The organism is Nocardioides islandensis (genome assembly GCF_015352455.1).
In the GTDB taxonomy this organism is placed as follows: Bacteria; Actinomycetota; Actinomycetes; order Propionibacteriales; family Nocardioidaceae; genus Nocardioides; species Nocardioides islandensis.
The window spans coordinates 1-22087 of the sequence record NZ_JADKPN010000003.1 but is presented as its reverse complement, the minus strand read 5'-3'; the positions used below and the strand labels follow the sequence as shown (position 1 = coordinate 22087).

The 22087-nt window shown below is 71.9% G+C and carries 22 protein-coding genes; 9 read left to right on the top strand and 13 right to left on the bottom strand.

The genetic code is table 11. From position 1 onward, the window contains the following. Window positions 1-24: 24 nt before the first annotated feature. From ISU07_RS07525 to ISU07_RS07510, 4 genes are read left to right on the top strand one after another with little or no spacing between them, the layout of a single operon-like run. Complete coding sequence (locus ISU07_RS07525; protein ID WP_194706172.1) at window positions 25-1254, top strand: acetyl-CoA C-acetyltransferase; 1230 nt, start codon at window positions 25-27, stop codon at window positions 1252-1254. A 39-nt stretch (window positions 1255-1293) separates the two neighbouring features. Continuing rightward, entirely contained in the window at window positions 1294-1782 is a 489-nt protein-coding gene (locus tag ISU07_RS07520; RefSeq protein ID WP_323742481.1) for a MarR family winged helix-turn-helix transcriptional regulator, read from the top strand. Between the two features lie 44 nt (window positions 1783-1826). Further along, window positions 1827-2282: a hypothetical protein gene (locus ISU07_RS07515; protein ID WP_194706171.1), complete on the top strand. Its 456-nt coding sequence runs from the start codon at window positions 1827-1829 to the stop codon at window positions 2280-2282. Between the two features lie 10 nt (window positions 2283-2292). Next, a complete protein-coding gene (locus tag ISU07_RS07510; protein ID WP_194706170.1) occupies window positions 2293-2856 on the top strand; it encodes a GNAT family N-acetyltransferase in 564 nt (187 codons plus the stop codon). 63 nt (window positions 2857-2919) lie between these two features. Here ISU07_RS07510 and ISU07_RS07505 read toward each other — a convergent pair whose 3' ends face one another. The 3 genes from ISU07_RS07505 to ettA form a co-directional block, all read right to left on the bottom strand. Continuing rightward, a complete protein-coding gene (locus ISU07_RS07505; protein WP_194706169.1) occupies window positions 2920-3516 on the bottom strand; it encodes a hypothetical protein in 597 nt (198 codons plus the stop codon). A 136-nt stretch (window positions 3517-3652) separates the two neighbouring features. Beyond that, window positions 3653-4654 (bottom strand): YihY/virulence factor BrkB family protein, encoded by a 1002-nt coding sequence (locus ISU07_RS07500; protein WP_194706168.1) that lies wholly within the window; start codon window positions 4652-4654, stop codon window positions 3653-3655. Window positions 4655-4823: 169 nt separating this feature from the next. After that, a complete protein-coding gene (ettA, locus tag ISU07_RS07495; protein WP_194706167.1) occupies window positions 4824-6506 on the bottom strand; it encodes an energy-dependent translational throttle protein EttA in 1683 nt (560 codons plus the stop codon). Between the two features lie 125 nt (window positions 6507-6631). Here ettA and ISU07_RS07490 point away from each other — a divergent pair, with 125 nt between their 5' ends. Together ISU07_RS07490 and ISU07_RS07485 are read left to right on the top strand one after the other, a co-directional pair. Continuing rightward, a complete protein-coding gene (locus ISU07_RS07490) occupies window positions 6632-7150 on the top strand; it encodes a SigE family RNA polymerase sigma factor (RefSeq protein WP_194706166.1) in 519 nt (172 codons plus the stop codon). Further along, window positions 7147-7962 (top strand): hypothetical protein, encoded by an 816-nt coding sequence (locus ISU07_RS07485; RefSeq protein WP_194706165.1) that lies wholly within the window; start codon window positions 7147-7149, stop codon window positions 7960-7962. Before ISU07_RS07490 ends, ISU07_RS07485 begins: the two co-directional genes overlap by 4 nt. Here ISU07_RS07485 and ISU07_RS07480 read toward each other — a convergent pair. The 5 genes from ISU07_RS07480 to ISU07_RS07460 all read right to left on the bottom strand — a co-directional run bounded on the left by ISU07_RS07480 (window position 7951) and on the right by ISU07_RS07460 (window position 12899). After that, window positions 7951-8580, bottom strand: coding sequence for a MarR family winged helix-turn-helix transcriptional regulator (locus ISU07_RS07480; RefSeq protein ID WP_194706164.1), 630 nt, complete (start codon window positions 8578-8580; stop codon window positions 7951-7953). The two genes, ISU07_RS07485 and ISU07_RS07480, sit on opposite strands and share 12 nt — an antisense overlap. Window positions 8581-8652: 72 nt before the next feature. Further along, window positions 8653-9744: an MBL fold metallo-hydrolase gene (locus ISU07_RS07475; RefSeq protein ID WP_194706163.1), complete on the bottom strand. Its 1092-nt coding sequence runs from the start codon at window positions 9742-9744 to the stop codon at window positions 8653-8655. Window positions 9745-9768: 24 nt separating this feature from the next. Beyond that, window positions 9769-10830 carry a methyltransferase gene (locus ISU07_RS07470; RefSeq protein WP_194706162.1) on the bottom strand — a complete coding sequence of 354 codons (1062 nt, stop codon included), beginning with the start codon at window positions 10828-10830 and terminating at the stop codon, window positions 9769-9771. Window positions 10831-10947: 117 nt separating this feature from the next. Then, complete coding sequence (locus ISU07_RS07465) at window positions 10948-11559, bottom strand: hypothetical protein (protein ID WP_194706161.1); 612 nt, start codon at window positions 11557-11559, stop codon at window positions 10948-10950. After that, the gene (locus ISU07_RS07460; RefSeq protein ID WP_194706160.1) at window positions 11556-12899 is read right to left on the bottom strand and encodes an MFS transporter; all 1344 of its coding nucleotides are present in this window, start codon (window positions 12897-12899) and stop codon (window positions 11556-11558) included. The genes ISU07_RS07465 and ISU07_RS07460 overlap by 4 nt, the downstream gene beginning before the upstream one ends. A gap of 110 nt (window positions 12900-13009) precedes the next feature. Here ISU07_RS07460 and ISU07_RS07455 point away from each other — a divergent pair, with 110 nt between their 5' ends. Then, window positions 13010-13612: a DUF1326 domain-containing protein gene (locus ISU07_RS07455; protein WP_194706159.1), complete on the top strand. Its 603-nt coding sequence runs from the start codon at window positions 13010-13012 to the stop codon at window positions 13610-13612. A gap of 4 nt (window positions 13613-13616) precedes the next feature. Beyond that, window positions 13617-14441 carry a DUF2182 domain-containing protein gene (locus ISU07_RS07450; protein WP_194706158.1) on the top strand — a complete coding sequence of 275 codons (825 nt, stop codon included), beginning with the start codon at window positions 13617-13619 and terminating at the stop codon, window positions 14439-14441. 40 nt (window positions 14442-14481) lie between these two features. Here ISU07_RS07450 and ISU07_RS07445 read toward each other — a convergent pair whose 3' ends face one another. The 5 genes from ISU07_RS07445 to ISU07_RS07425 form a co-directional block, all read right to left on the bottom strand. Next, window positions 14482-14862: a YciI family protein gene (locus ISU07_RS07445; RefSeq protein WP_194706157.1), complete on the bottom strand. Its 381-nt coding sequence runs from the start codon at window positions 14860-14862 to the stop codon at window positions 14482-14484. Between the two features lie 266 nt (window positions 14863-15128). Next, complete coding sequence (locus tag ISU07_RS07440; protein WP_194706156.1) at window positions 15129-15518, bottom strand: single-stranded DNA-binding protein; 390 nt, start codon at window positions 15516-15518, stop codon at window positions 15129-15131. 168 nt (window positions 15519-15686) lie between these two features. Beyond that, on the bottom strand, window positions 15687-17354 hold the full coding sequence (locus ISU07_RS07435; RefSeq protein WP_194706155.1) for a YfjP family GTPase: 1668 nt from the start codon (window positions 17352-17354) through the stop codon (window positions 15687-15689). A 57-nt stretch (window positions 17355-17411) separates the two neighbouring features. Next, window positions 17412-19169: a dynamin family protein gene (locus ISU07_RS07430; RefSeq protein WP_228521498.1), complete on the bottom strand. Its 1758-nt coding sequence runs from the start codon at window positions 19167-19169 to the stop codon at window positions 17412-17414. After that, window positions 19166-20296 carry a PrsW family intramembrane metalloprotease gene (locus ISU07_RS07425; protein ID WP_194706154.1) on the bottom strand — a complete coding sequence of 377 codons (1131 nt, stop codon included), beginning with the start codon at window positions 20294-20296 and terminating at the stop codon, window positions 19166-19168. Before ISU07_RS07425 ends, ISU07_RS07430 begins: the two co-directional genes overlap by 4 nt. Before the next feature lie 31 nt (window positions 20297-20327). On the opposite strand from ISU07_RS07425, the gene ISU07_RS07420 reads away from it, so the two are divergent. Continuing rightward, on the top strand, window positions 20328-21734 hold the full coding sequence (locus ISU07_RS07420; RefSeq protein ID WP_194706153.1) for an aminopeptidase P family protein: 1407 nt from the start codon (window positions 20328-20330) through the stop codon (window positions 21732-21734). Window positions 21735-22087: the final 353 nt, after the last annotated feature.

The following is a 22087-nucleotide window of genomic DNA, read 5'->3' as shown; positions in this document are numbered from 1 at the left end:
CAGACCCGGGCCTAGGCTGACGGCATGCCGGAAGCCGTCATCGTCGCCACCGCCCGCTCCCCCATCGGCCGGGCCTTCAAGGGCTCGCTGGTCGACCTTCGTCCCGACGACCTCGCCGCGACGATCGTGCGCGCGGCCCTCGACAAGGTGCCGGCGCTGGACCGGCACACCGTCGACGACGTGTACCTCGGGTGCGGTCTTCCGGGCGGCGAGAGCGGCTTCAACATGGGCCGGGTCGTGAACATCCTCAACGAGATGGACGACGTGCCGGCGGCGACCATCACCCGGTACTGCGCGTCCTCGGTGCAGACCACGCGGATGGCGTTCCACGCCATCAAGGCCGGCGAGGGCGACGTGTTCGTGTCCGCCGGCGTGGAGACCGTCTCGCGGTTCGCCAAGGGCAGCTCGGACAGCTGGCCCGACACCCACAACCCCGTCTTCGCCGATGCGGAGGCGCGTACGGCGGCCGGTGCGGAGGGTGGCCCGGTGAACGGCGCGCACTGGCACGACCCGCGCGAGGACGGACGGGTCCCGGACATCTACATGGCCATGGGCCAGACCGCGGAGAACCTCGCCCAGTCGCGCGGCATCTCCCGCCAGGAGCTCGACGAGTTCGGCGTGCGCAGCCAGAACCTCGCCGAGAAGGCCATCGCGGACGGGTTCTGGGAGCGCGAGATCACGCCGGTGACGACGCCCGACGGCCGGCTCGTGTCGACCGACGACGGGCCGCGCGCGGGCGTGACCTACGAGGCGACCGCCCAGCTCCAGCCGGTCTTCCGTCCGGACGGGCTGGTCACGGCCGGCAACTGCTGCCCGCTCAACGACGGCGCCGCCGCGGTCGTCGTCATGTCCGACACCAGGGCCGCCGAGCTCGGGCTGACGCCGCTGGCGCGCATCGTCGCGACCGGGGTCAGCGCGCTGTCGCCGGAGATCATGGGCCTCGGCCCGGTCGAGGCCACCAAGCGCGCCCTCGCCCACGCCGGCATGACCATCGGCGACATCGACCTGGTCGAGATCAACGAGGCGTTCGCGGCGCAGGTCGTGCCGTCGTACCAGGACCTCGGCATCGACCTCGACCGCCTCAACGTCAACGGCGGCGCGATCGCGGTCGGGCACCCGTTCGGCATGACGGGCGCGCGACTCCAGGCGACGATGCTGAACTCGCTGGACTGGCACGACAAGTCGACCGGCCTGGTGACGATGTGCGTGGGCGGTGGCCAGGGCATGGCGTTGATCCTCGAGCGGGTCTCCTGACCAGGGCGTCGACCCGGACCGTCTGACTAGGCTCTGGGTGTGCCCGAGACCGCCGACGCACGCTGGCTCGACCAGCCGCAGCAGCAGTCCTGGCGTGCGCTGGTGATGGGGATGACCCTGCTCCTGGACCGCCTGGACGCCGACCTGAGGCGGGGGTTCGACGTCTCGCTGGCCGAGTACGAGATCCTGGTCCGCCTCTCCGAGCGGCCGGGCCGCCGGCTGCGGATGGCCCAGCTCGCCGACGCGATGGCGCACAGCCGCAGCCGGGTCACCCACACGGTCAAGCGGATGGAGGCGGCCGGCCTCGTCGAGCGGACCGAGGCCGCCGAGGACGGCCGCGGGGTGGTGTGCGCGATGACCGACCACGGGTACGAGCTCCTGGAGCAGATGGCGCCGACCCACGTCAACGGCGTGCGCGACTACCTCGTCGACATCGCGACCTGTGAGGACTTCGAGGCCCTCGGCCGGGTGATGAACGCGGTGGCCGACAAGCTCGTGGTGACGCACCCGGAGAGCGAGATCCGCTGACCTCCGAGGACGTCCTCGACTCCTCGGCTCCACCGAGGCGCCCCGTGCTGCGCGCCGTCGTCGCGGTGGTCCTGGGAGCTCTCCTCGCCTGGGCGGCGTACGGCCGCCTCACGGGCGACGACCCCGCCGCCCCGGCGGCCGCTCCCCCACCGGCGGCGGCGGACGCGACGCCGGGCCCGACCGTGATCGGGCCGCCGCCGTGGGTGAGGTACCCGAGCCCGCTCGAGGGCGTGTGGACGGCCGACTCCGGCCGGCTCACGCTGGTCGTCGCGAACGAGCGGCTGACGCTGACCGACGTCACCCACTACCGGTCGCTGCGCTACATCCGCGTCGAGGGCCACCGCGTGCACCTCCGGCCGACAGGCGCGGTGACGAAGGAGCCCGACCTCGCGACGTACCGGTGGCAGATCGCCGGTGACCGCCTCACGTTCAGCCCGCTGACGCGCCCTCACGACTCGGCCCTGCCCCTCGAGTCGCTGACGTTCCACCGCCGCGGCTAGCGTCGTGGCCATGCCCGACACCGCCACCACCCGGCGCACCGATCGCCTCGTGCTGCGCCCCGCGGCGCCCGCCGACGTCGACCGCATCCTGGAGTACCGCAACCTGCCCGAGGTCAACCGCTGGCTGATCCGCACCACGGTCGAGCCGGACGAGTTCCGCGCCGCCATGGAGCGCGCGGCGCAGGATCCCGACGACCACAGCGTCGCCGTGGAGCTCGACGGGACCGTCATCGGGACCGTGTCCCTGGAGGTCGAGGACGGGATGGGCCAGCCCGGCATGCCCGAGCGGACCGAGGCGATGATCGGCTACGTCTTCGACCCGGCGTACGGCGGCCATGGCTACGCCAGCGAGGCGGTGCTGGCCATGGTGGCGGTGGCCTTCGAGGAGCTGGGGATCCACCGGCTCACCGCCGGCTGCTTCGCCGACAACCTCGCCTCGGTGCGGATCCTGGAGAAGGCCGGCATGCGTCGGGAGCAGCACGGCGTCGAGGACTCCTGGCACGCCGAACTCGGCTGGGTCGACGGGTACACGTATGGGCTGCTCGCCGACGAGTGGCGGGCCGCTCGGCGCTAGCCCACCCGCCGGGACGCGTCGATCCCCGGGCCATGAGGCCCGGGGATCTTCCCGCGTCGCGCGTCAGGCAGGCTGGACCGCCCGGTCGGGGACGAGCCGCTCGGCGGTGTGCTCGACCCGTCGAGCGTGCCAGAGGCCGAGCGCGACGAGCACCAGCAGGATGGTGGCTCCCGCGAAGGAGACGATGGCGGCGATGCCGGCGATCGTGCCGATCGTGGCGAACGCGTAGGCGTAGAGCAGCAGGCCGCGCAGCGTGTTGCCCATGAAGAGCGTCTGGCGCAGACCGGCCAGGGCCTGGCCCTCTTCGGACGCCTTCTGCTCGTCGCTCATCGAGATGAACTCGCCGCTGACCTCCTCGTAGGTCCGTCCGCCGCTGGCGGCGTTCATGTGGACGAGGATGTAGTGGTCGGCGTACGCCTGGGCCTCGGGCCCGGTGTCGAGCTTGCTGCCGGCGTACTTCTTCATGACCTTGGCGTCAGCCGCGGGCAGGCCCTCGAGGGCTCCGCCGGACGGCATCGTGATGTCCTGCATCACGAGCTGGTCGTGTACCTGGTTGCCCACGAAGGTGTTGGCCCACGTCAGCAGACCACCCGCTACGAGAAGGACCGCGACGAGCAGAAGCCCGGTCCAGGAAATGAGCTTGTCGAATGCCGAGCGCATGATGTTCGTGTCTCCTCTGTCTGTGGTGCAGACCCGGTGCCTGCCCCTCATCGACGACGGTAGGAAGAGAAGGGCACCTCGATTCAGGGTCGTGCGACCACCGTGTGGGGGACGAACGTCCCGACAGTCGGGGGACCTACGGCGACCAGCCCGTGTCGTCGTCCTCGTCGAACTCCACGGAGACTGTCTCGAAGCCCTTGTGGCGCTGGGCCGCGGCGTAGCCGTGGTAGGCGCGGCGGTCGGCGTCGGTCAGCACGACGGCGTCGGTGAACGGCGTCAGCAGCGCGCGCGGCCACAGCCGCCTTCCGAGGACGACGTTGATCTCGACGCCGAGCATGCCCGCGACGGAGAGCAGGAAGATCGCGGCCATCAGGCCGAGGACGAGTCCGAAGGTCTGGTTCACCGGCTGGGCGCCGGCGAGGATGTGGGTGACGTACAGCGCGCCGACCTGCTGCACGAGGTGCCAGAGCACCGCGATGACGAGCGCGCCCGGCAGCGTGGTCCGTTGTCGCTGGCTGCGTACCGTGGCCAGCCGCATGATCACGAACAGCACGCCGCCCACCACGAGCACGCTGACCAGGCGGGCGAGCCATTGCAGCGGCGACCCCTCGAACCAGGTGATCAGCGTGGTGTTGCTGACCAGCACCGAGGCGGTGGTGAACGCGAGGACGGCGAGGCCGCCGAAGGCGACGACGAGCAGGCCACGCACCCGGAGCAGGATCGGGTTGGGTCGGCTGTTGCGGGGTACCTGCCAGGCCACGTTGAGGGCGTTCTGCACCGCCGAGCCGAGCCCGATCGCGCCGTACAGCGCGGCCAGCGAGCCGACCACCACACCGGTCCTCGACCCGGTGAGGCCCTCCGGCCGGCGGAACTGGTCGCCGATGACGGGGAACTGGCTCAGCGCCGAGTCGAGGACCTTGGCCTGCAGGTCCGGGTTGCCCTGCAGCACGAAGCCCAGGATGGAGGTGGCCAGCAGGAGCAGCGGCAGCACCGCGAACAGCGCGTAGTAGGTCACGATCACGGCCAGGTACGTGCCCTGGTCGTCGCCGTACTTGTAGATCGTGGCGATCGGGACCCCGAGCCACCGGTGGCGTCGCTGGTAGGCGTCGACGCGTCCTACCGGCCCCCGCCCCGTCATGGGCCTAGTGTCCCGTCCGCGGAATGCGTGTGCTCAATCCGTGGTCCAGGTGCGTGCATGGCAAGGCGCCGGAGCGACGCCGTACTTGGTCGTCCAGCGAGCGACGGCAACGCCGCCACGTGCGTGCCTGGGCCGCGGAGTGAGCCTGCGGATTTCGCGGACGGGACACTTAGGGACGCGTCAGCCGGCGGTGGGTCACCCGGTGCGGGCGCGCGGCCTCGATGCCCAGCCGCTCGATCTTGTTGGCCTCGTAGGCGTCGTAGTTGCCCTCGAACCAGAACCACTTGGCCTCGTCGTCCTCGTCGCCCTCCCAGGCCAGGATGTGGGTGGCGACGCGGTCGAGGAACCACCGGTCGTGGGAGGTGACCACGGCGCAGCCGGGGAAGTCGAGGAGCGCGTCCTCGAGGGACTGGAGGGTCTCGACGTCCAGGTCGTTGGTCGGCTCGTCGAGCAGCAGCAGGTTGCCGCCCATCTTCAGGGTGAGCGCGAGGTTGAGGCGGTTGCGCTCGCCGCCGGACAGGACGCCGGCCTTCTTCTGCTGGTCGGGGCCCTTGAACCCGAACGACGCGACGTACGCGCGGGAGTTCATCTCGAAGTTGGCGACCTTGATGAAGTCCAGGCCGTCGGAGACGACCTCCCAGACGTTCTTGTTGGGGTCGATGCCACCGCGGCTCTGGTCGACGTAGGAGATCTTCACCGTCTGGCCGACCTTGAGCTCGCCGGCGTCCGGCTGCTCGGTGCCGATGATCATCCGGAACAGCGTGGTCTTGCCGACGCCGTTCGGGCCGATGACGCCGACGATGCCGGCGCGCGGCAGCGTGAAGGACAGGTCGTGGATCAGGGTCCGGCCCTCGAAGCCCTTGCTGAGGTCGTGCGCCTCGAGGACGACGTCGCCCAGGCGCGGACCGGCCGGGATGTTGATCTCGGAGGTGTCGATCTTGCGCATGCGGTCGGCCTCGGCCGCCATCTCCTCGTACCGCGCGAGACGCGAGCGGCTCTTGGTCTGGCGGGCCTTGGCGTTCGAGCGCACCCACTCGAGCTCGCGCTCGAGCATCTTGGCGCGCTTGGCGTCCTTCTGCCCCTCGATCTTGAGGCGCTCCTTCTTGGTCTCCAGGTAGGTGGAGTAGTTGCCCTCGTAGGGGTGCGTCTTGCCGCGGTCGAGCTCGAGGATCCACTGCGCGACGTTGTCGAGGAAGTACCGGTCGTGGGTCACGGCCAGGACGCAGCCGGGGTACGACGCGAGGTGGCCCTCGAGCCACTGCACCGACTCGGCGTCGAGGTGGTTGGTGGGCTCGTCGAGGAGCAGCAGGTCGGGCTGCTGGAGGAGCAGCTTGCAGAGGGCGACGCGGCGGCGCTCGCCACCGGAGAGGTTGTCGACCAGCACGTCGGGGTCCGGGCAGCGCAGCGCGTCCATCGCCTGGTCGAGCCGGCTGTCGATGTCCCAGGCGTTCGCGTGGTCGAGCTCGGTCTGGAGATCGCCGGTCTCCTTCATCAACGCGTCCTGGTCGGCGTCGGGGTCGCCCATCTCCATGTAGGCGTCCTCGAGCCGCTTCATCTTGCCCTTGATCTCGTGGACGGCCTCCTCCACGTTCTCCAGGACCGTCTTGCCCTCGCTCAGCGGCGGCTCCTGCTGGAGCATGCCCACGGTGGCGTCGGGGTCGATGATCGCGTCGCCGTTGTTGGCGTGCTCGAGCCCGGCCATGATCTTGAGGAGGGTCGACTTGCCCGTGCCGTTCGGGCCGACGACGCCGATCTTGGCGCCGTGCAGGAACGAGAGGGTGACGTTGTCGAGGACGACCTTGTCGCCGTGGGCCTTGCGCACGTTGCGCAGCGTGAAGACGTACTCAGCCATGATCGGCAACCCTACGGGCGCACGGGTCGCGACCAGAAATGCCGGAATCCGGCTGAGACCTCCGACCGCGGCAACGCGTCGATACTCATGACGGGCACCGATCGGCGAGGAGACGGGCAGCGCGGATGGACGGCGACGAGGAGTTCTCGGCCTTCGTGGCGGCGCGGGCCGACCACCTCTACCGGCAGGCGTGGCTGCTCACCGGCAGCCGGTCCTCGGCCGAGGACCTGGTGCAGACCGCGCTGACCAAGGCGTACGCCGCGTGGTCCCGGGTCCGGCGCGCCGACGACCCGGTGGCCTACGTGCACGGCGTGCTCATGAAGTCGTTCCTCTCCGACCGTCGGCGACGCTGGACCTCCGAGCTGCCGGTCGCCGAGCCACGCGTCGACACCGGAGGCGGCGGCGCCGACCCCGCCGACGCCCAGGTCGAGCGGCTGGCCCTGGTCGGCGCGCTCGACGGCCTGAGCCGGACCGACCGCGCGGTCGTGGTGCTGCGGTACTGGGACGACCGCTCGGTCGCCGAGACCGCCACGACCCTGGGGCTCAGCGAGGCCGCGGTGAAGAACCGCAGCCTGAGGGCCCTGCGCCGACTCGCCGACCACCTGGAGCCCGTCCCCGACGACACGCGAGGGAGCCACCGATGACCACCCACCACGAGACCCTGGTGCGGGAGGTGCTGCACCGCGCCACCGACCACCTGACCGCACCGGTTCCCAGCCTGACGGCGACGGCGACCGTGCGCGGACGACGGCTGCGCCGTCGGCGGCGGATCGGGACGGTGGCCGGTGGCCTGTGCGCGGCGGCGCTTGTCGCCGTACCGCTCGTGGCATCCGTCGGCTCGGACTCCACCGCGGGCACCGACGTGGCCACCGACCCGACGCCCTCGGTGACGCCGACGCCCGCGGCCGTGCCGCAGCTGGTGGACAACGACGCGTGGGCCTCGATGCCCGCGGCCGAGATGGCGGCCCACTTCGAGCGGCTCGCGCCGGACGGGATCGGGCTGACCGACGTCCGGCTCACCAACGAGGACCGCGCGCCCGACGAGCCGGAGACGAAGAGCCCGGGGTACCTGGTGGCTCGTGTCACCACCGACGGGACCGTCACCGGCAGCGCGAACCTGATCCTCTACGTGACCGGGTTCTCCGACGCCACGTACACCTGCCCGGGCAACCTGACGCGTTTCGACTCCTGCACCGAGATCCTCGGTGAGGACGGCCAGCCGATCGGTCGCCGGTCGGTCACGACGAGTGGTGGCGTGGTCGTGCACGAAGTGGTGGAGGCCCGCGAGAACGGCGGCCTCGTGTACGTCGCCGCGACCAACGCGACCAGCGACAAGTGGGGTTGGGGATCCCCGATCGCCGCACCGGACGCGCCGCTCACGCTCGACCAGCTCCAGGCGATCGCCGAGGACGACGCGTGGATCGGCTACGAGCCTCCGGCCGGGTCAGCCGGCTGACGCGCGACGCGCACCGGCTGCCCGCCCCCGCGACCGCCTCCGAGGACGAGTGGCGGCGACGGCGGCCTTCACGTCGAGGGACTCGAGCGCGGCGGCGACCTTGGCCAGCAGGCGGACGAACGTCTCGCGCTCCTGCTCGTCGAGGCCCGCGAACACGTGGGCATGGAGCGTGGTCACCTCGGCCAGGAAGCTGTCGATGACGGGGTACGCCGCATCGGTGAGCTGGACGAGCACCACCCGGCGGTCGTCGGTGTCGCGGATCCGCCGGACCAGGCCGCGACGCTCGAGGGTGTCCACCAGCGAGGTGACACTCGCTCCCGTCACGAAGAGCCGCTCGGCGATGGCCGAGTGCGAGAGCGGCTCGCCGGCCCCCTCCAGGGTGCCCAGCAGGATGCGGGCCGGGACGGAGAGCCCGTGGTGGCGCAGTGCGCGCATGTCGGCGTCGAGGAAGAGCTCTGCGGTGCGCACCAGGTTCTGCGCACACTCGGTGGCGCTGGCCTCCCCCGATGGGAACTCGCGCCCGAAGGCGACGCGGTCGACGCGACGCGGCGTTCCGGCGGCCGCGCCCTCGCCGGGGCGGCCGCCGGGATGCTCGTCGGGGTCGCGTGGCTCTCCCATGGTGTGGGCGCCTTCCTTCAGGTCCGTTGGTTAGAGTGCTGAAGGTCAGAGGCTACATCGTTCGACCGCACCTCACGGTCGGATGCCGAACGGGCCGAGGCGACCCGCGTCGATCCTCAGCGACTCGAACAGCACCGCCGCGTTGTCGACGGTGAAGACATCGGCGCCGCCGAGCTGGCCGAGGTACTTGTCGACCACGGGCGCAGCCGCCTGGACGGCGGCCGCATCCAGGTAGCCCTTGAAGATCGCCCAGGCATTGCCCGAAGGGCCGTACTGCTGGAAGAACGGCGTCGGGTCCAGGCTCGCCAGGGTCTGCCGCACGCTGTCGTCGAGGTCGTGCACGTACTGCCGCTGGAGCTCCACGTCGGCGCGGACGCCCAGACGGCCGAGGTGCCCGCCCACGAGGGTCGTCCACCCGTAGTCCAGCGCGACGTCGTGGGCGCGCACCCAGCCAGGGATGTCCTGGGACACCGCCAGGTTCTTGAACGGCACCCAGCCGGGGAAGACGACGTCGACCACCATCAGGGTCCGCTGCCGGGGTGCGTAGATGAAGATGTTGTCCGGCGAGTGGTTCGGCCCGTGGTACTCCAGCTCCAGCCGATCGGCGCCGACCGCGAGCACGCGACGGTCGCTGAAGGTCAGCGTCGGCGGTGGGCGGTTCGGGTCGCCGGCCTCACGCAGCAGCCGACGTGTCTCCACGTGGCCGACCCGGACCACGTCGTCACCGAAGATCGACGACGCCCCGATGTGGTCGGCGTGGGAGTGCGAGTAGACGAGGTGCGTCACCGTGGACGACGTGCCCGCCTCGGCCGTCACCTGGTTGATGGCACGCACGAGGTTGTGCCCGATGGTCGGCGGAGCGTCCACGACGACGACGCCCCTGGCACCCGCGAGGAACATGGACTGGTAGAAGCCGTCGGTGACCCAGTAGAGGTTGTCCTGGATCCTCCCGACGAAGTAACCGTCGGCGTTCAGTGCGGGGCCGAACGACGCCGCGGGCACGGGCGCGTACGACGGCAGGTCACCCTCGGCAGCCTCAGCCCTCCCGGCGGCGAGCCCGGGGCCGACGATCGCGGCCGCGGCGGGCGCGGCAGCCATCATCGCCGCCCGGCTCAGGAAGCCTCGCCGGCTCGGGCTGTGCGTCGTGGACAGGTTGCTGGTCATGACATCCCTCCTGGTCCCCGAAGGTCACTGCTTGTAGGCGATGGCGGCACTGGTGGGTCCGGCCAGGTGGCGGACCTCCGTGCGAGCGAACCCGGCACGGCGGGCCCAGGTGTCGAACTGCGCGCCGGTGTAGTCGAAGCCGCCGGGCAGCTCGATGAGCATGTTCAGCGACATGAGGAGCCCGAAGGCGTTGGTGCGACGGGCATCGTCGATGACGTTCTCGATGGCGACGAGGATGCCGCCGGACGGCAGGGCGGCGTACGCCTTGTCGATGAGCGCCTGCTTCCCCCGCTCGTCCCAGTCGTGCAGGACGTTGCCCAGGAAGTAGACGTCCGCCGCCGGGAGGTCGTCGACGAAGAAGTCGCCGGCGACTGCGGTGACCCGATCGCCCACCCCCTTGCCAGCGAGGTGGAGGTCCGCGATCGGGACGACCGGGGGCAGGTCGAACACCGTGCCGGTGAGGTGCGGGTTGGCCGCCGCGATGGTCGCGGCCAGCTCGCCGTTGGCCCCACCGAGATCACAGAACGTCGCGTGGCCCCGCAGATCGAGGGTGTGCGCGAGGGCGTTGAAGGCGCCGAGCTGGAGGCCGCTCATGGCGTCGAGGAAGGCCTCGAGGTGCTCGGGATCGGCGTAGACGCCCTCGAACAGGCTCGGTGCGCCCGTCTTGACCTCGCTCTGCGGGAGGCCGGTGCGCAGGGCTTCGGTCAGCGAGCCCCAGAAGCCGTACAGCCTCGCGGACGACATCTCCAGGATGCCGCCGAGGTAGGCAGGCGACCGCTTGTCGAGGAAGAGCGCCGTGTCGGTCGTGTTGCCGTATCGGGCGCCGGGTCCGTCGCCCTCGCGGTCGAGCAGACCGAGCGCGACGAGCGCATCCAGGAAGTCCGCGCCGCTCCTCTGGTGCAGCCCGAGCCGGTCCCCGATCTGCGGCCCCGTCAGCCGGCCGTCGCCGAGCTCGGTGAACAGGCCCATCTCGACGGCGGAGAGCAGCGTCTTCGACGCCCAGAAACCCATGCCGATCTGGAGGATGTGCCCGGGGTCCGCGCCGCCCGCGTGCGTCGTGGTCTCGATGGTGTCGGTGGTGGTCATCCAGAACTCCTTCATGAAGCCCGAGTCCTTGAACCTCTAATACTTAGGACTCTAATCATTAGGGCTCGAACGTCAACGCCGGTCTGGACCAGTGATGGGGTGGGCGGAGTGCCCCGCTCAGAGCAGGTTGCGCAGCCGGTCGACCAGGGAGTCCTTGACCGCCTGGGTGACGGCGGCCTCGACCTGCCGGTTGAGGTCGTCCTGGTCGTCGACGTTCGCGAGCAGCTCGCGCAGGTCGAGGTCGTCGATCGTGCGGTCCAGCACGTCGTCGGTCTTCAGCGCCGCGTCGATGACGGAGTCCGGGAGGGCCCTGATGGCGGCCTTCAGGAACCCGTTGAGGTCGGCGTTGTCGAGGGCCTCGTCGACGAACGACGAGATCGGCGGCAGGGTGCCGTCGGCCTTCATCCGGTGCACGGCGTCGTGCAGGCCCCCGCGCAGCGCGTCGACCTGCGCATCGGTCGGGTCGTCGGACTGCGCCAGCTCTAGGGTGAGCGCCTCGCGGTTGATGTGCAGGCGGCAGGCGGCACCGTCGATGCCGAGCAGGACGAGGCGCTCGGTCAGGGCGTCGATGCCCTCGGCCCGTGAGGTGACCTCGCGCTCGACGCAGGGGTCGGCGGGGTGGAGCGGCTCGAACGACCCGCCGCCGTGGCCGACCTGGACCGCGAGCACGCCGGCGACCAGGGCCACGGCGAGCACGGGGAGGGCGGTCCACCGCAGCCACGACGTCATCGGGCCGGCCGCCTGCGCGGGATCGCCACCGTGAGCAGGGCGAGGAGCGCGAGCCCCGCGCCGATGACGAAGGAGTCGCGGAACGCCCGGGTGGCCGCGCGCTCCAGCTGCTCGTCGAGATCGCGCTCGAGCCGCGCGGCGGCCGGGCGCTCGCCGGGCGCGAGGTCGAGCGACGCGAAGGCGCGGTGCAGGTCCGGGACCCTCCCCCGCTGGGCCGACAGCTCACGGCCGAGCGCCTCGGCCACCTTGACCTTGTCGTCGGGGAGAAGCGGAGCGTCCAGCACGAGAGCGGTGATGGCCTCCTGCGCCGGCACCTGGGCGTCCTGGAGGTCGGCGGTGAACACCGGCGTCAGGATGGCCAGCCCCACGACCACGCCGACGTGGCGGGCGCCGATCGTCCACCCCGCGTGGTGGGCGCGCGGCAACCGCAGCTCCATCGCCTGCGCGGTCAGCCGGTCCGCTGTCAGCCCCAGCCCGAGCCCGACGAGGGCCTGCGGCGCGATCGTCCAGGCGAGGTCGGCCGAGGGCAGCAGGCCGAGGCCGGCCAGTCCTCCGGCGATCAGGAAGCAGCCGGCCGCCACCTCGACCTCGGGCGGCGGCCCGAGGACCCGGGCCAGCGGCCGCGCGAGCAGGGCGGCCAGTGGCACCACGGACACGGTCACCGCCGCCGTCGACGGGCTGCGCTGCCACCCCTCCACCAGGAGCAGCACCAGCAGGAACAAGGCCGCCGTCAGGGCCGCCGACAGCAATGCCAGGGTGAGGTTCGGGCGGATGGCGGGGCGATGCCGGTCCGGCGCGGGTACGGCGGCGTGCGACATGGACAGGGCCGCGGGCACCGCGAGCACGGCGAACGGCACCTGCACCACGAAGATCGCCTGCCACGAGAACGCCTCGGTCAGCAGCCCGCCCGCCACCGGCCCCGTCGCCGTCCCGACCACGCCTGCGGTGACCCAGGCAGTGACCCCGCGCCGCTCGCCGTACGCCGCCACCAGCAGCTCGAGACAGCCCACCAGCGCCAGCGCGCCACCGAGCGCCTGCACGCACCGGGCGATCACCAGCGACTCGATCGACCCGGCCATCGCGCACCACGCGGAGGCGCCCGCGAACACCGCGATGCCCACCGCGGCGAAGACCCGCGGCTGCGCCCGGGCGAACCCGATCGCCGTCGGCACCGCAGCGAGGCCGAGGACCAGGTTGAAGGCGATCAGCACCCACGCGACCTGCCCGACGGTGGTGTCCAGGTGCCGCAGGATGGCGGGCAGCGCGAGCGTGACGACCGCCGAGTCGGCCAGCACGAGCGCCACGGTGACCGCGAGCAGCGGACCCACGGCACGGCGCACCCGGCCATCTTCGCAGCGCCTTCCTGCACGCCTCTTCAGGTGGGGGTGGCGCCCGTTGACGCTGGTTCGGCACGGCGAGAGACTCAATGGTTGAGGAAAGGGAGGGCCTGATGTCCTGGAACCTGAAGGGGAGCTACGTCGAGACCTGCTCGTGCGAGCTGATGTGCCCGTGCAACCTGTCGCTGGACCATGGAGCCACCTACGACTTCTGCCGCGTCACCCTGGTCTTCAACGTCCGTGAAGGGACGGTCGACGGCACGGACATCGCCGGCTGCAAGGTTGCTCTGATCGCCGACACGCCGAAGGTGATGACCGAGGGCAACTGGCGCGTCGGCGTGTTCGTCGACGACGCAGCCTCCGACGACCAGTTCGAGAAGCTCGTCCAGGTCTTCAGCGGGCAGCTGGGCGGCCCGATGGCCGGGCTGGCTCCGCTGATCGGCGAGATGCTGGGCGTCGAGCGCGCGGCGATCGTCGTCGAGGACGACGGGGTGCGCCACAGCGTGCGGGTGGGCGACGGGATCGACTTCGAGGTGCACGACATCGTCCCCTTCGGAGTCGAGACCGGTGAGCCGGTGAGGTTCGCCGGGATGTTCCACCCGGTCGGTTCGGACTTGACGATGGCCGAGGCGAAACGATCCAGGATCAGTGCGTTCGGGATCGAGTACGACGCGAAGACCGGGCTGTCGACGTCGGACTTCTCGTGGGCCGCCTGAGGACATGACCGCGGTCCAGCCGGCGGGTTCGTCCGCCGGCACGGGGCTTCGCCCGGCGTTCGCAGCGGTGCGCGTCCAGCTGGGGCTGGTGGCCGTCCTGTTCGCGCTGGCCGGGCTCGGCTGGTGGTGGACCGTCGGCGAGATGCGCGGCATGGACCGAGGGCCGTGGACGGGTCTCGGGACGTTCGGCTGGTTCCTGGGTGTCTGGGTCGTGATGATGGCGGCGATGATGTTTCCGTCGGTCGCCCCGACGGTCGCGTTGTACGCGAAGCTGAGCGGGACGTCGCGGCTGGCGCCGTTCGCGTTCGCTGCCGGCTACCTCATCACCTGGACGGGCGCCGGGATCGTTGCCTTCCTCATCGGGGTGGCCGCCACCAACGTCCTCGGCGGTGCGCTGGCGTGGGAGGACGCCGGGCGCACCGTCGCCGGGGCGACCCTCGTCGTGGCGGCTGTCTATGAGGTGACGCCGCTCAAGAACGCATGCCTGGGCAAGTGCCACAGCCCTCTGGGGTTCCTCCTCGGATCGTGGCGCGACGGCTGGCGTGGAGCGCTCGGCATGGGTCTGAAGAACGGTGCGTGGTGCGTCGGCTGCTGCTGGGCACTGATGGCATCGCTCTTCGCGTTGGGGGTGATGAGCGTGACCTGGATGGCCGTGGTCGCCGGCCTCATCGCCATCGAGAAGGTCCTTCCATGGCGGCGGACATCGACGTACGGCACGGCGCTCGTCCTCCTCGCCTTGGGCGTGCTCGTCTTCGTCGCTCCCGACGCGGTGCCCGGACTCACCCTTCCCGATCACCAGATGCCGTCGATGGCGCCCATGGGGCCGTGACCCGAGCCGTCAGCTGGAACGGTCGCGCGTGCGGCTGCGGCTACTGCGGCTGCTCGGGGGCCCGGCGGTGCCGGTTGCGGTCGGGGAAGCGGTGCACCTCCTGCGGCCACCCGACGGCGACCGCGATCCGGCCCGCCCAGTAGCGCGCGTCCTCGTCGGTGGGGGCGTCGATGATCGCCAGGCCGCCGAAGTGCTCCTTGGTCTCGACGAACGGCCCGTCGGTGAAGACCGCCTCCTCGCCCTCCGGGACGACGCTGCAGATCGCGGTCGAGGCGTCCAGGCCGCCGTGGGAGAAGATGAAGACACCCGCCTCCTCCATCTCGGCGCAGACGGCCCGGCCGCGCCGGCCGCGCTCGCCCAGGACCTCGTCCGACATGTCGGGGGTCCACTCGTCGTTGAAGGCGATCATGTACTCCGGCATTCTCCCGCTCCTCTGGTGCACGGGCAGCCCGGACGGCTACCCCTCGCCCTCTCCACGAACGGACCCGGGCGGATCCGACAGGCCCACCCGAACGTAACCGGGCCGGTCCCGCCGGGGAACGCGGCCGGCCCGCGACCGGGCGCTCGAGCGGTGGGCGACGAAGGAGCCCGCGTCGTACTCCTTCGACTGGCCCGGACGGCTACATGGACTGCGGCATCGGCTACGCCGTCACGGACTTCGCGCCGCACCCGTGACGGGAGGCGCCGTCATGCGGCGACCTCGTCACGCGCCGCCTCGGGCGCGAGCGCCGGTTTCGGCGTCTTGGTGAACACCGACGTGCCACGGCTCAGGTCGTGGCCGACGTGGGTGGCCTCCACGTCGAGGGTGTTCACCTCGATCCCGTCGCGGTTGACGTAGGAACCGACGGTCAGCCGCCCGTGCACCACCACGGGATCGCCACGGTGCAATGACCGGAGGCAGTTGTCGGCGAGGGCGCGCCACGCGGTCACGGAGTACCACTGGGTGGGGCCGTCGACCCAGGACTCGGTCTTGCGCTGGTACCTGCGCGGCGTGCAGGCCACGCGGAAGCTGGCCAGCACGGACTCGCCGGCGACCCGGCTGGTCAGGTCGGTGCCGACGTAGCCCTGCAAGGTCACGGTCGTCTCGTACATCTCGGTCTCGCTCTCTGTCGGTGCGTGCCGCGGACTGCGGCCGTACGACGAGCGAACGCGGCCGCACCGACGCCGAGCGGCCCGAGCGGGTCACCCCTGTGCAGAAGGGGTGCGGGAACCGAGGCTGTGGACGGAGAGCGGGCTACCGGACGGTCAGTCCAGGGCCTGGTCGATGCCCCGGCGAGCCTCGTCGTACCCCGCCAGCACCTGCTGGACCGGCTTCACGACGAGCTCGTCGGCCACCTCGGCGATGCCGGCGCGCAGCCGCTTGTCGGCCACCCGCGCCCGCCGGCGCGCCGTGCCGCCAACGAGGAGCCGGCAGAACATCGCGAACAGGATGCCCAGCACCACGCCGCCCGCGAGCAGGAGGAGCGGCAGCGGGTACCCCGCGACGTCGGGTGTCTCCGGCAGCTCGACGGTGAGGTACCGCACCGCGAACAGCGCCCCGAGCCAGAGCAGCCCACCGATCGCCGCGAGCAGGAAGAGCCACTGGAGCACCCGCACGAACCCCGCCCACGCGGGGATCCGGGACGTCCCCAGGTCGGTGTCGCCGAGCGCCCGGTCGAGCCGGTCGTTGAGGTCGTCGCGCCGCGACAGCGACGCCTCGCGGACGGCCTGCGCCCACGGCCGCGACAGGTCCTTCGCCACGTCGTCGGCCACGCCGCGCACCGCGGAGTCGACCCGGGCCCGCTGGACCTGCGTCGGCGCCGGGACCGAGGTCCGGGCGCGTCCCGACAGCTGGCCGGACAGCTCCTTGCCCGACTTCCCGAGGTCGAGGTGCAGCCGCCGCAACGGGTCCGGCCGCAGCTTGGAGAGCCACGACACGACCGGCCAGCCGGTGGCCCGGCCGGCGCGTAGGCGCGTCGAGGTCTCGACGGCCTTCACGACCGTCGGGACGCCGGCGGAGTCGGCGAGCGCGTCCTCGAGCGTGGCCACCCGCTCCTTCGACAGCTTGGGCGCGGGCGCCGACCCCGTCGCCTCGCCCAGTCGCTGCGCGGCCGCGCGCAGGTCGGCCTCCAGCCGCGCGCGCACGACCTTCTTGGCCGCGACGCGGGAGGCGATCTCGTCGCGGAGGGCGTCGATGCCCTCGCCGGTGCGGGCGCTGGTGGCGATGACCGGTACGCCGCCGAGACCGTCGGCCTCCAGCAGCCGGTGGATGTCGGCGAGCATCGAGTCGAGCCGGTCCGGCGGCACGGTGTCGACGTGGTTCAGCACGACCAGCATCACGTCGCGGTGGGTGGCCAGCGGCGCGAGGTACCGGTCGTGCACCGCGGCGTCGGCGTACTTCTGGGGGTCCAGCACCCAGATCATCAGGTCGGCCAGCTGCACCAGCCGGTCCACCTCCAGGTGGTGGGACACCTCGGTCGAGTCGTGGTCGGGCAGGTCGAGCAGCACCACGCCGCGCAGCTGGTCGTCCTCGCGGGTCGCGTCGAGCATCGAGTCGCGCACGACCCGGTGCCGCGGCGGGATGCCCAGCCAGTCGAGCAGGTCCTCCGCGCCCTCGGCCCCCCACACGCAGGCGGTGGCCCAGGACGTCGTGGGACGGCGTACGCCGACCGCGGACAGCTCCAGGCCGGTCAGCGCGTTGAACGTCGACGACTTGCCCGAGCCGGTCGCTCCCGCGATCGCGACCACCGTGTGGTCGGCCGACAGCCACAGCCGGCTCGACACCCGGTCGAGCACCTGCTGGCTCTGGTCGAGCAGCTCGTCGGGGAGGTGGCCGCGCGACGCGGTGATCGCCGCGTCCAGACCCTCGATGCGGGTGGAGGTGTCCGCGCCGCGGGAGACGAGCCTCTTGGCCCCCTCCAGCAAGGACGTCATGGTCTCCCCGTTGCGTACGGTCGGCGGCGGTCTGCGGCGCGTCTACTGGGCGAAATCCTAGTCGGAGAGGGGGTCTGGGCCGCGCACCGACCGGTAGCGCAGGTCGTCGACCCGCCGTGCCGCGTTGCGCAGGTCGTCCGCGCTCTGCCCCTCGAGCGCGAGCGCGTCCAGCAGGTCGGTGTACCTCGCGCGCTCGGCGTCGAGCAACGAGCGGACCCGTACGGCGAGCGACCGGCGGGCGCGGTCGGCCAGCGACCGCACGGCCTGGTCGCCGAAGACGGCCTCCAGCAGCTTCTGCCCGAGCACGGCCGAGCCGCCGGCGATGCCGGCCTCGGCGCCGGTCAGCCCGGCGGTGTGCGAGAACACCACGACCATCAGTGCCACGGACAGGCCGTTCACGCCGAACGCCAGGAACCTCGCCGTGCTCCGCTTCTCGGCGCCCTCGGTGCGCACCATCTCCAGGACGTCCTGCTGCCAGTCGCGCACGGCCCGCTCGGCCTGGCGGCGCAGGTCGCGCGACGCGCGACCGAGGTCCTCGCCGGCGTCGGCCAGCAGCGCCTGGCCCGGCGCCAGCGACTGCCACGACGCCTCGGCGCGCTCGGCGGCCGCCTCGGCGTGCTCGAGGATCAGCGTCTCCAGGCCGGACTCGACGGCGACGGTCACCCGCTCGGCCTGCTGCGGCTTCCCCTTGATCGCGTTGACCAGGCGGTCGCGCACCCAGCCGACCTTGGTCTCCAGGCCGCGCAGCAGCTCGCCGGTGCCGACGAACTCCTGCCAACGCGCCAGCACCTCGCCACGCAGCAGGGTGCCGTCGGCGGTCGCGTCGACGACGTCCTGGATCGCCCGGTCATAGGCGCGCTCGGCGTCCTCGCGCAGCCGTCTCTCCGCGGCGACCTGCTCGGCGACGCCGTCGGCGACGTCGTGCGTACGCCGGGTGAGCGTGCGGATCGCGCCGTCCAGGGTCTGCTTCACCACGGCGGCGCGGGCCCCCGAGTCGGCGGCGAGGTCGCGCAGCCAGCCGCTGATGTCGGCCACCGCCGCGGCGGGCAGCAGCCCCTCGGCGCTGACCGGTCCCTCCCGCACGGTGAAGAGAGGAGAGTCCTTCAGCCCCCGCGACGCGAGCATCCTGGCCAGGTGCGCGGCGACGGTGTCGACGGCGTCGGGCGGGGTGCGGTCGAGCACGATCGCGACGGCGGCGGACCGCTCGGCGGCCTGGCGGAGGAAGTCCCACGGCACCTGGTCGGCGTACCGCGCCGCGGAGGTCACGAAGATCCAGAGGTCGGCCGCGGCCAGCAGCTGGGCGGCCAGGGTGCGGTTGCTCTCCTCGACCGAGTCGACGTCGGGGGCGTCGAGGATCGCGAGGCCGGGAGGTACGGCGTCGGAGGCGACGAGCTGCAGGGCCTTCGGGTCGGTGGTGGCCCGGTGCACGCGCTCGAGGTCCGGCAGCAGCCGGTCCTGGCCGAACCAGCCGCTGTCGGCCGGGTTGTGCACCAGTACCGGCGAGCGGGTCGTCGGGCGCAGGACGCCCGGCTCGGTGACCCGGGCACCGACCAGCGAGTTGACCAGGGTCGACTTGCCGGCGCCGGTCGACCCACCGACGACGGCGAGCAGCGGGGCGTCGAGGGTCATGACGCGCGGGATGACGTAGTCCTCGAGCTGGTCGACCATCTCGCGCTGCTCGTTGCGCCGGGAAGCCACGCCGGGAAGCTCGAGCGGCAGCACGGCGTGCTGGAGCGCGCCCCGCAGCCGCACCAGGGCGGTCAGCATCTGGGCGTCGTACGGGTTGTCGCTCCCGACGTGCTGGAGGTGGGTCATCGAGCGGGCACCACCTGACCGGGGAAGGAGACGCTCGGACGTACCTCGGCGATCCTCGCGACGTACTCCTGGCCGCGCTCCGCGAAGTCCGGCGGCGGCGTGCCGCGCAGGTAGCGGCTGTGCAGGAAGCCGAGCTCGATGACCGCCTGCTGGTAGTCGCGCATCGCCCGCAGGCCCTGGTCGCCGCCGGTGCGCTTGGCGAACGAGCGGCTCTGGCGGCGTGCGCCCAGGTCGACCACCCAGCCGATGTCGGTGCCCGGGATCAGCCCGCGTCGCGCGGCGTCGCCGAGCGCGGCGGCCAGCATCTTGCGCTCCGAGCGCCGCGCCCAGACCGCGAAGCCGACCGCGCCGAGGAACGCCGGCGCCATCAGCACCAGGTAGACGAGGACGAAGTTGCCGCCGCCGTACACGGTCGAACCGTTCCAGATGCCGTGCGCGGTGGCCGCGCAGAGGTACCCGAGCAGTGGCGCCACGAACCGGACGAGCGGCCTGCGGCTGGCCACCGCGATGCCGACGCCGATGCCGGTGAAGCTGGTGAAGAAGGGGTGCGCGAACGGGCTGAACAGGCAGCGCACCACGAACGTGGCGGTGAGCGCCGAGGTACCTCCCGGCCCGTTGCCGTCGGTGCCGTTGTAGGCCGCGGCCAGGTAGAGGATGTTCTCCACGAAGGCGAAGCCGATGCCGACCATGCCGGCGTACACCAGGCCGTCGAGCACGCCGTCCAGCTCGGCCCGGCGCCACCACAGCAGCAGGATCAGGAAGGCGCCCTTGGTGGCCTCCTCGGTCAGCGGCGCGACGAGCGCCAGGCTGGTGTCGTCGTCGATGCCGACGAACAGCCCGCCGATGCCCTGGAGCACGATCGCGACGGCGGTGGCCACGAAACCGCCCCACAACAGACCCGCCGCCAGCAGGCGGCGGGGTTCGGGTTCGTAGCGGTCCAGCCACAGGTAGCAGCCCACGAGGGGCACCACCGGGACGGTGGCCAGCACGGTGGCCGTGACCATGGTCCGCGGGGCGCCCGACAGGGCCAGCACCAGAAGCATCCCGGCCCCGCCGAGCACGACGAGCACCGACACCACCACCGTGAAGGCGAGGGTGTCGCGGCGACGTTGCCGCAGGCCAGGCATGGCGGGAAGCCTACGGCGTAGGCTGAGTGGCATGGCGGACGAGAAGGACATCAAGACCGAATCGCACGACCCGGCGGTGCCCGAGGCCTACTCGAACTTCATGCGCCAGGGCTGGGGCGGAGCCGACGTCGACCTGCCCGCGCACCCCATCACGACGTACGCCGCAGAGCGCCGTCGCAGGCTGGCCGAGATGTTCCCGGGTGAGCGGCTCGTGCTCCCCGCAGGCACCTGGAAGGTCAGGTCCTACGACACCGACTACCGCTTCCGCTCCGACACCGCGCACACCTACTTCTCCGGCAACCAGACCTCCGACGCGGTGCTCGTCATCGAGGACGGTGAGCCCGTCCTCTACGCGCGCCCGAGCGCGACCCGGGAGACCGACGAGTTCTTCCGCGACCGCCAGTACGGCGAGCTCTGGGTCGGCCGCCGCCCGTCCCTGCGCGAGATCTCCAGCTCCCTCGGCATCGAGGTGCGCCACCTCGACCGGCTCGGCGACGCGCTCGGCGCCGCCGGCAAGACCCGCGTGCACCGCGGCGTCTCCTCGGTCGTCGACACGCTGGTGGCCGGCGACGAGACCCTCGACGCCGACTTCGCCCGCGTGATCTCCGAGATGCGCCTCATCAAGGACGAGTGGGAGGTCGGCGAGCTCCAGCACGCGTGCGACATCACCGCCCGCGGCTTCGAGGACGCCGTGGCCGAGTGGTCCCGCGCGCTCGAGTTCGGCGAGCGCTGGATCGAGGGCACGTTCTTCCGCCGCGCCCGCGCCGAGGGCAACGACATCGGCTACGACTCGATCGTCGGCGGCGGCTCGCACGCCACGACGCTGCACTGGATCGAGAACACCGGCACGATCGACCCCGGCAAGCTCGTCCTGCTCGACATGGGCGTCGAGGGCCACAACCTCTACACCGCCGACGTCACCCGCACCCTGCCGGTCGACGGCACGTTCACCCCGCTCCAGCGCGACCTCTACACGCTGGTCTACGAGGCCCAGGAGGCCGGCATCGCCGCCGTCAAGCCCGGCGAGCCGTTCGACTCCTCGCACAAGGCGGCCATGGTCGTGCTGGCCCACGGGCTCGAGGACCTGAAGCTGCTGCCGGTGTCCGCCGAGGAGGCGCTCGACCCGGAGTCCAAGGTCTACGCCCGCTGGACGCTGCACGGCGTGAGCCACATGCTCGGCATGGACGTCCACGACTGCGGCCAGGCGGCTCCCGAGGCCTACGCCAAGGGCACGTACGCCGAGGGCATGGTCCTCACCGTCGAGCCGGGGCTGTACTTCCAGGCCGACGACGAGCTGGTCCCCGAGGAGCTGCGCGGGATCGGCATCCGGATCGAGGACGACGTCCTGGTCACCGCCGACGGCACCCGCAACCTCTCCGACTCCCTGCCCCGCACCGCCGACGACGTCGAGGCCTGGTTCGCCCAGCACCGCGGCTGACCACAGCATGGTGGTCGAGCCCGCGAGCACCAGCGAGCGGAGTCGAGACCCCGTGACGCCCACCGGGTCTCGACACGCCGCTCGCCCCTCGCGGCAGCTCGACCACCACGTATCCCCGGTTCGCCCAGCACCGCGGCTGACCACAGCATGGTGGCCGAGCCCGCGAGCGCCAGCGAGCGGAGTCGAGACCCCGTGACGCCCACCGGGTCTCGACACGCCGCTCGCCCCTCGCGGCGGCTCGACCACCACGTATCCCTGGTTCGCCCAGCACCGCGGCTGACCACAGCATGGTGGTCGAGCCCGCGAGCACCAGCGAGCGGAGTCGAGACCCCGTGACGCCCACCGGGTCTCGA

Excerpts from the sequence above, each read along its gene's own strand:
- ISU07_RS07525 (WP_194706172.1), top strand. The coding sequence starts at position 25 with ATGCCGGAAGCCGTCATCGTCGCCACCGCCCGCTCCCCCATCGGCCGG.
- ISU07_RS07510 (WP_194706170.1), top strand. The coding sequence starts at position 2,293 with ATGCCCGACACCGCCACCACCCGGCGCACCGATCGCCTCGTGCTGCGC.
- ISU07_RS07505 (WP_194706169.1), bottom strand. The coding sequence starts at position 3,516 with ATGCGCTCGGCATTCGACAAGCTCATTTCCTGGACCGGGCTTCTGCTC.
- ISU07_RS07500 (WP_194706168.1), bottom strand. The coding sequence starts at position 4,654 with ATGACGGGGCGGGGGCCGGTAGGACGCGTCGACGCCTACCAGCGACGC.
- ettA (WP_194706167.1), bottom strand. The coding sequence starts at position 6,506 with ATGGCTGAGTACGTCTTCACGCTGCGCAACGTGCGCAAGGCCCACGGC.
- ISU07_RS07490 (WP_194706166.1), top strand. The coding sequence starts at position 6,632 with ATGGACGGCGACGAGGAGTTCTCGGCCTTCGTGGCGGCGCGGGCCGAC.
- ISU07_RS07485 (WP_194706165.1), top strand. The coding sequence starts at position 7,147 with ATGACCACCCACCACGAGACCCTGGTGCGGGAGGTGCTGCACCGCGCC.
- ISU07_RS07480 (WP_194706164.1), bottom strand. The coding sequence starts at position 8,580 with ATGGGAGAGCCACGCGACCCCGACGAGCATCCCGGCGGCCGCCCCGGC.
- ISU07_RS07475 (WP_194706163.1), bottom strand. The coding sequence starts at position 9,744 with ATGACCAGCAACCTGTCCACGACGCACAGCCCGAGCCGGCGAGGCTTC.
- ISU07_RS07470 (WP_194706162.1), bottom strand. The coding sequence starts at position 10,830 with ATGACCACCACCGACACCATCGAGACCACGACGCACGCGGGCGGCGCG.
- ISU07_RS07465 (WP_194706161.1), bottom strand. The coding sequence starts at position 11,559 with ATGACGTCGTGGCTGCGGTGGACCGCCCTCCCCGTGCTCGCCGTGGCC.
- ISU07_RS07455 (WP_194706159.1), top strand. The coding sequence starts at position 13,010 with ATGTCCTGGAACCTGAAGGGGAGCTACGTCGAGACCTGCTCGTGCGAG.
- ISU07_RS07450 (WP_194706158.1), top strand. The coding sequence starts at position 13,617 with ATGACCGCGGTCCAGCCGGCGGGTTCGTCCGCCGGCACGGGGCTTCGC.
- ISU07_RS07445 (WP_194706157.1), bottom strand. The coding sequence starts at position 14,862 with ATGCCGGAGTACATGATCGCCTTCAACGACGAGTGGACCCCCGACATG.
- ISU07_RS07435 (WP_194706155.1), bottom strand. The coding sequence starts at position 17,354 with ATGACGTCCTTGCTGGAGGGGGCCAAGAGGCTCGTCTCCCGCGGCGCG.
- ISU07_RS07430 (WP_228521498.1), bottom strand. The coding sequence starts at position 19,169 with ATGACCCACCTCCAGCACGTCGGGAGCGACAACCCGTACGACGCCCAG.
- ISU07_RS07425 (WP_194706154.1), bottom strand. The coding sequence starts at position 20,296 with ATGCCTGGCCTGCGGCAACGTCGCCGCGACACCCTCGCCTTCACGGTG.
- ISU07_RS07420 (WP_194706153.1), top strand. The coding sequence starts at position 20,328 with ATGGCGGACGAGAAGGACATCAAGACCGAATCGCACGACCCGGCGGTG.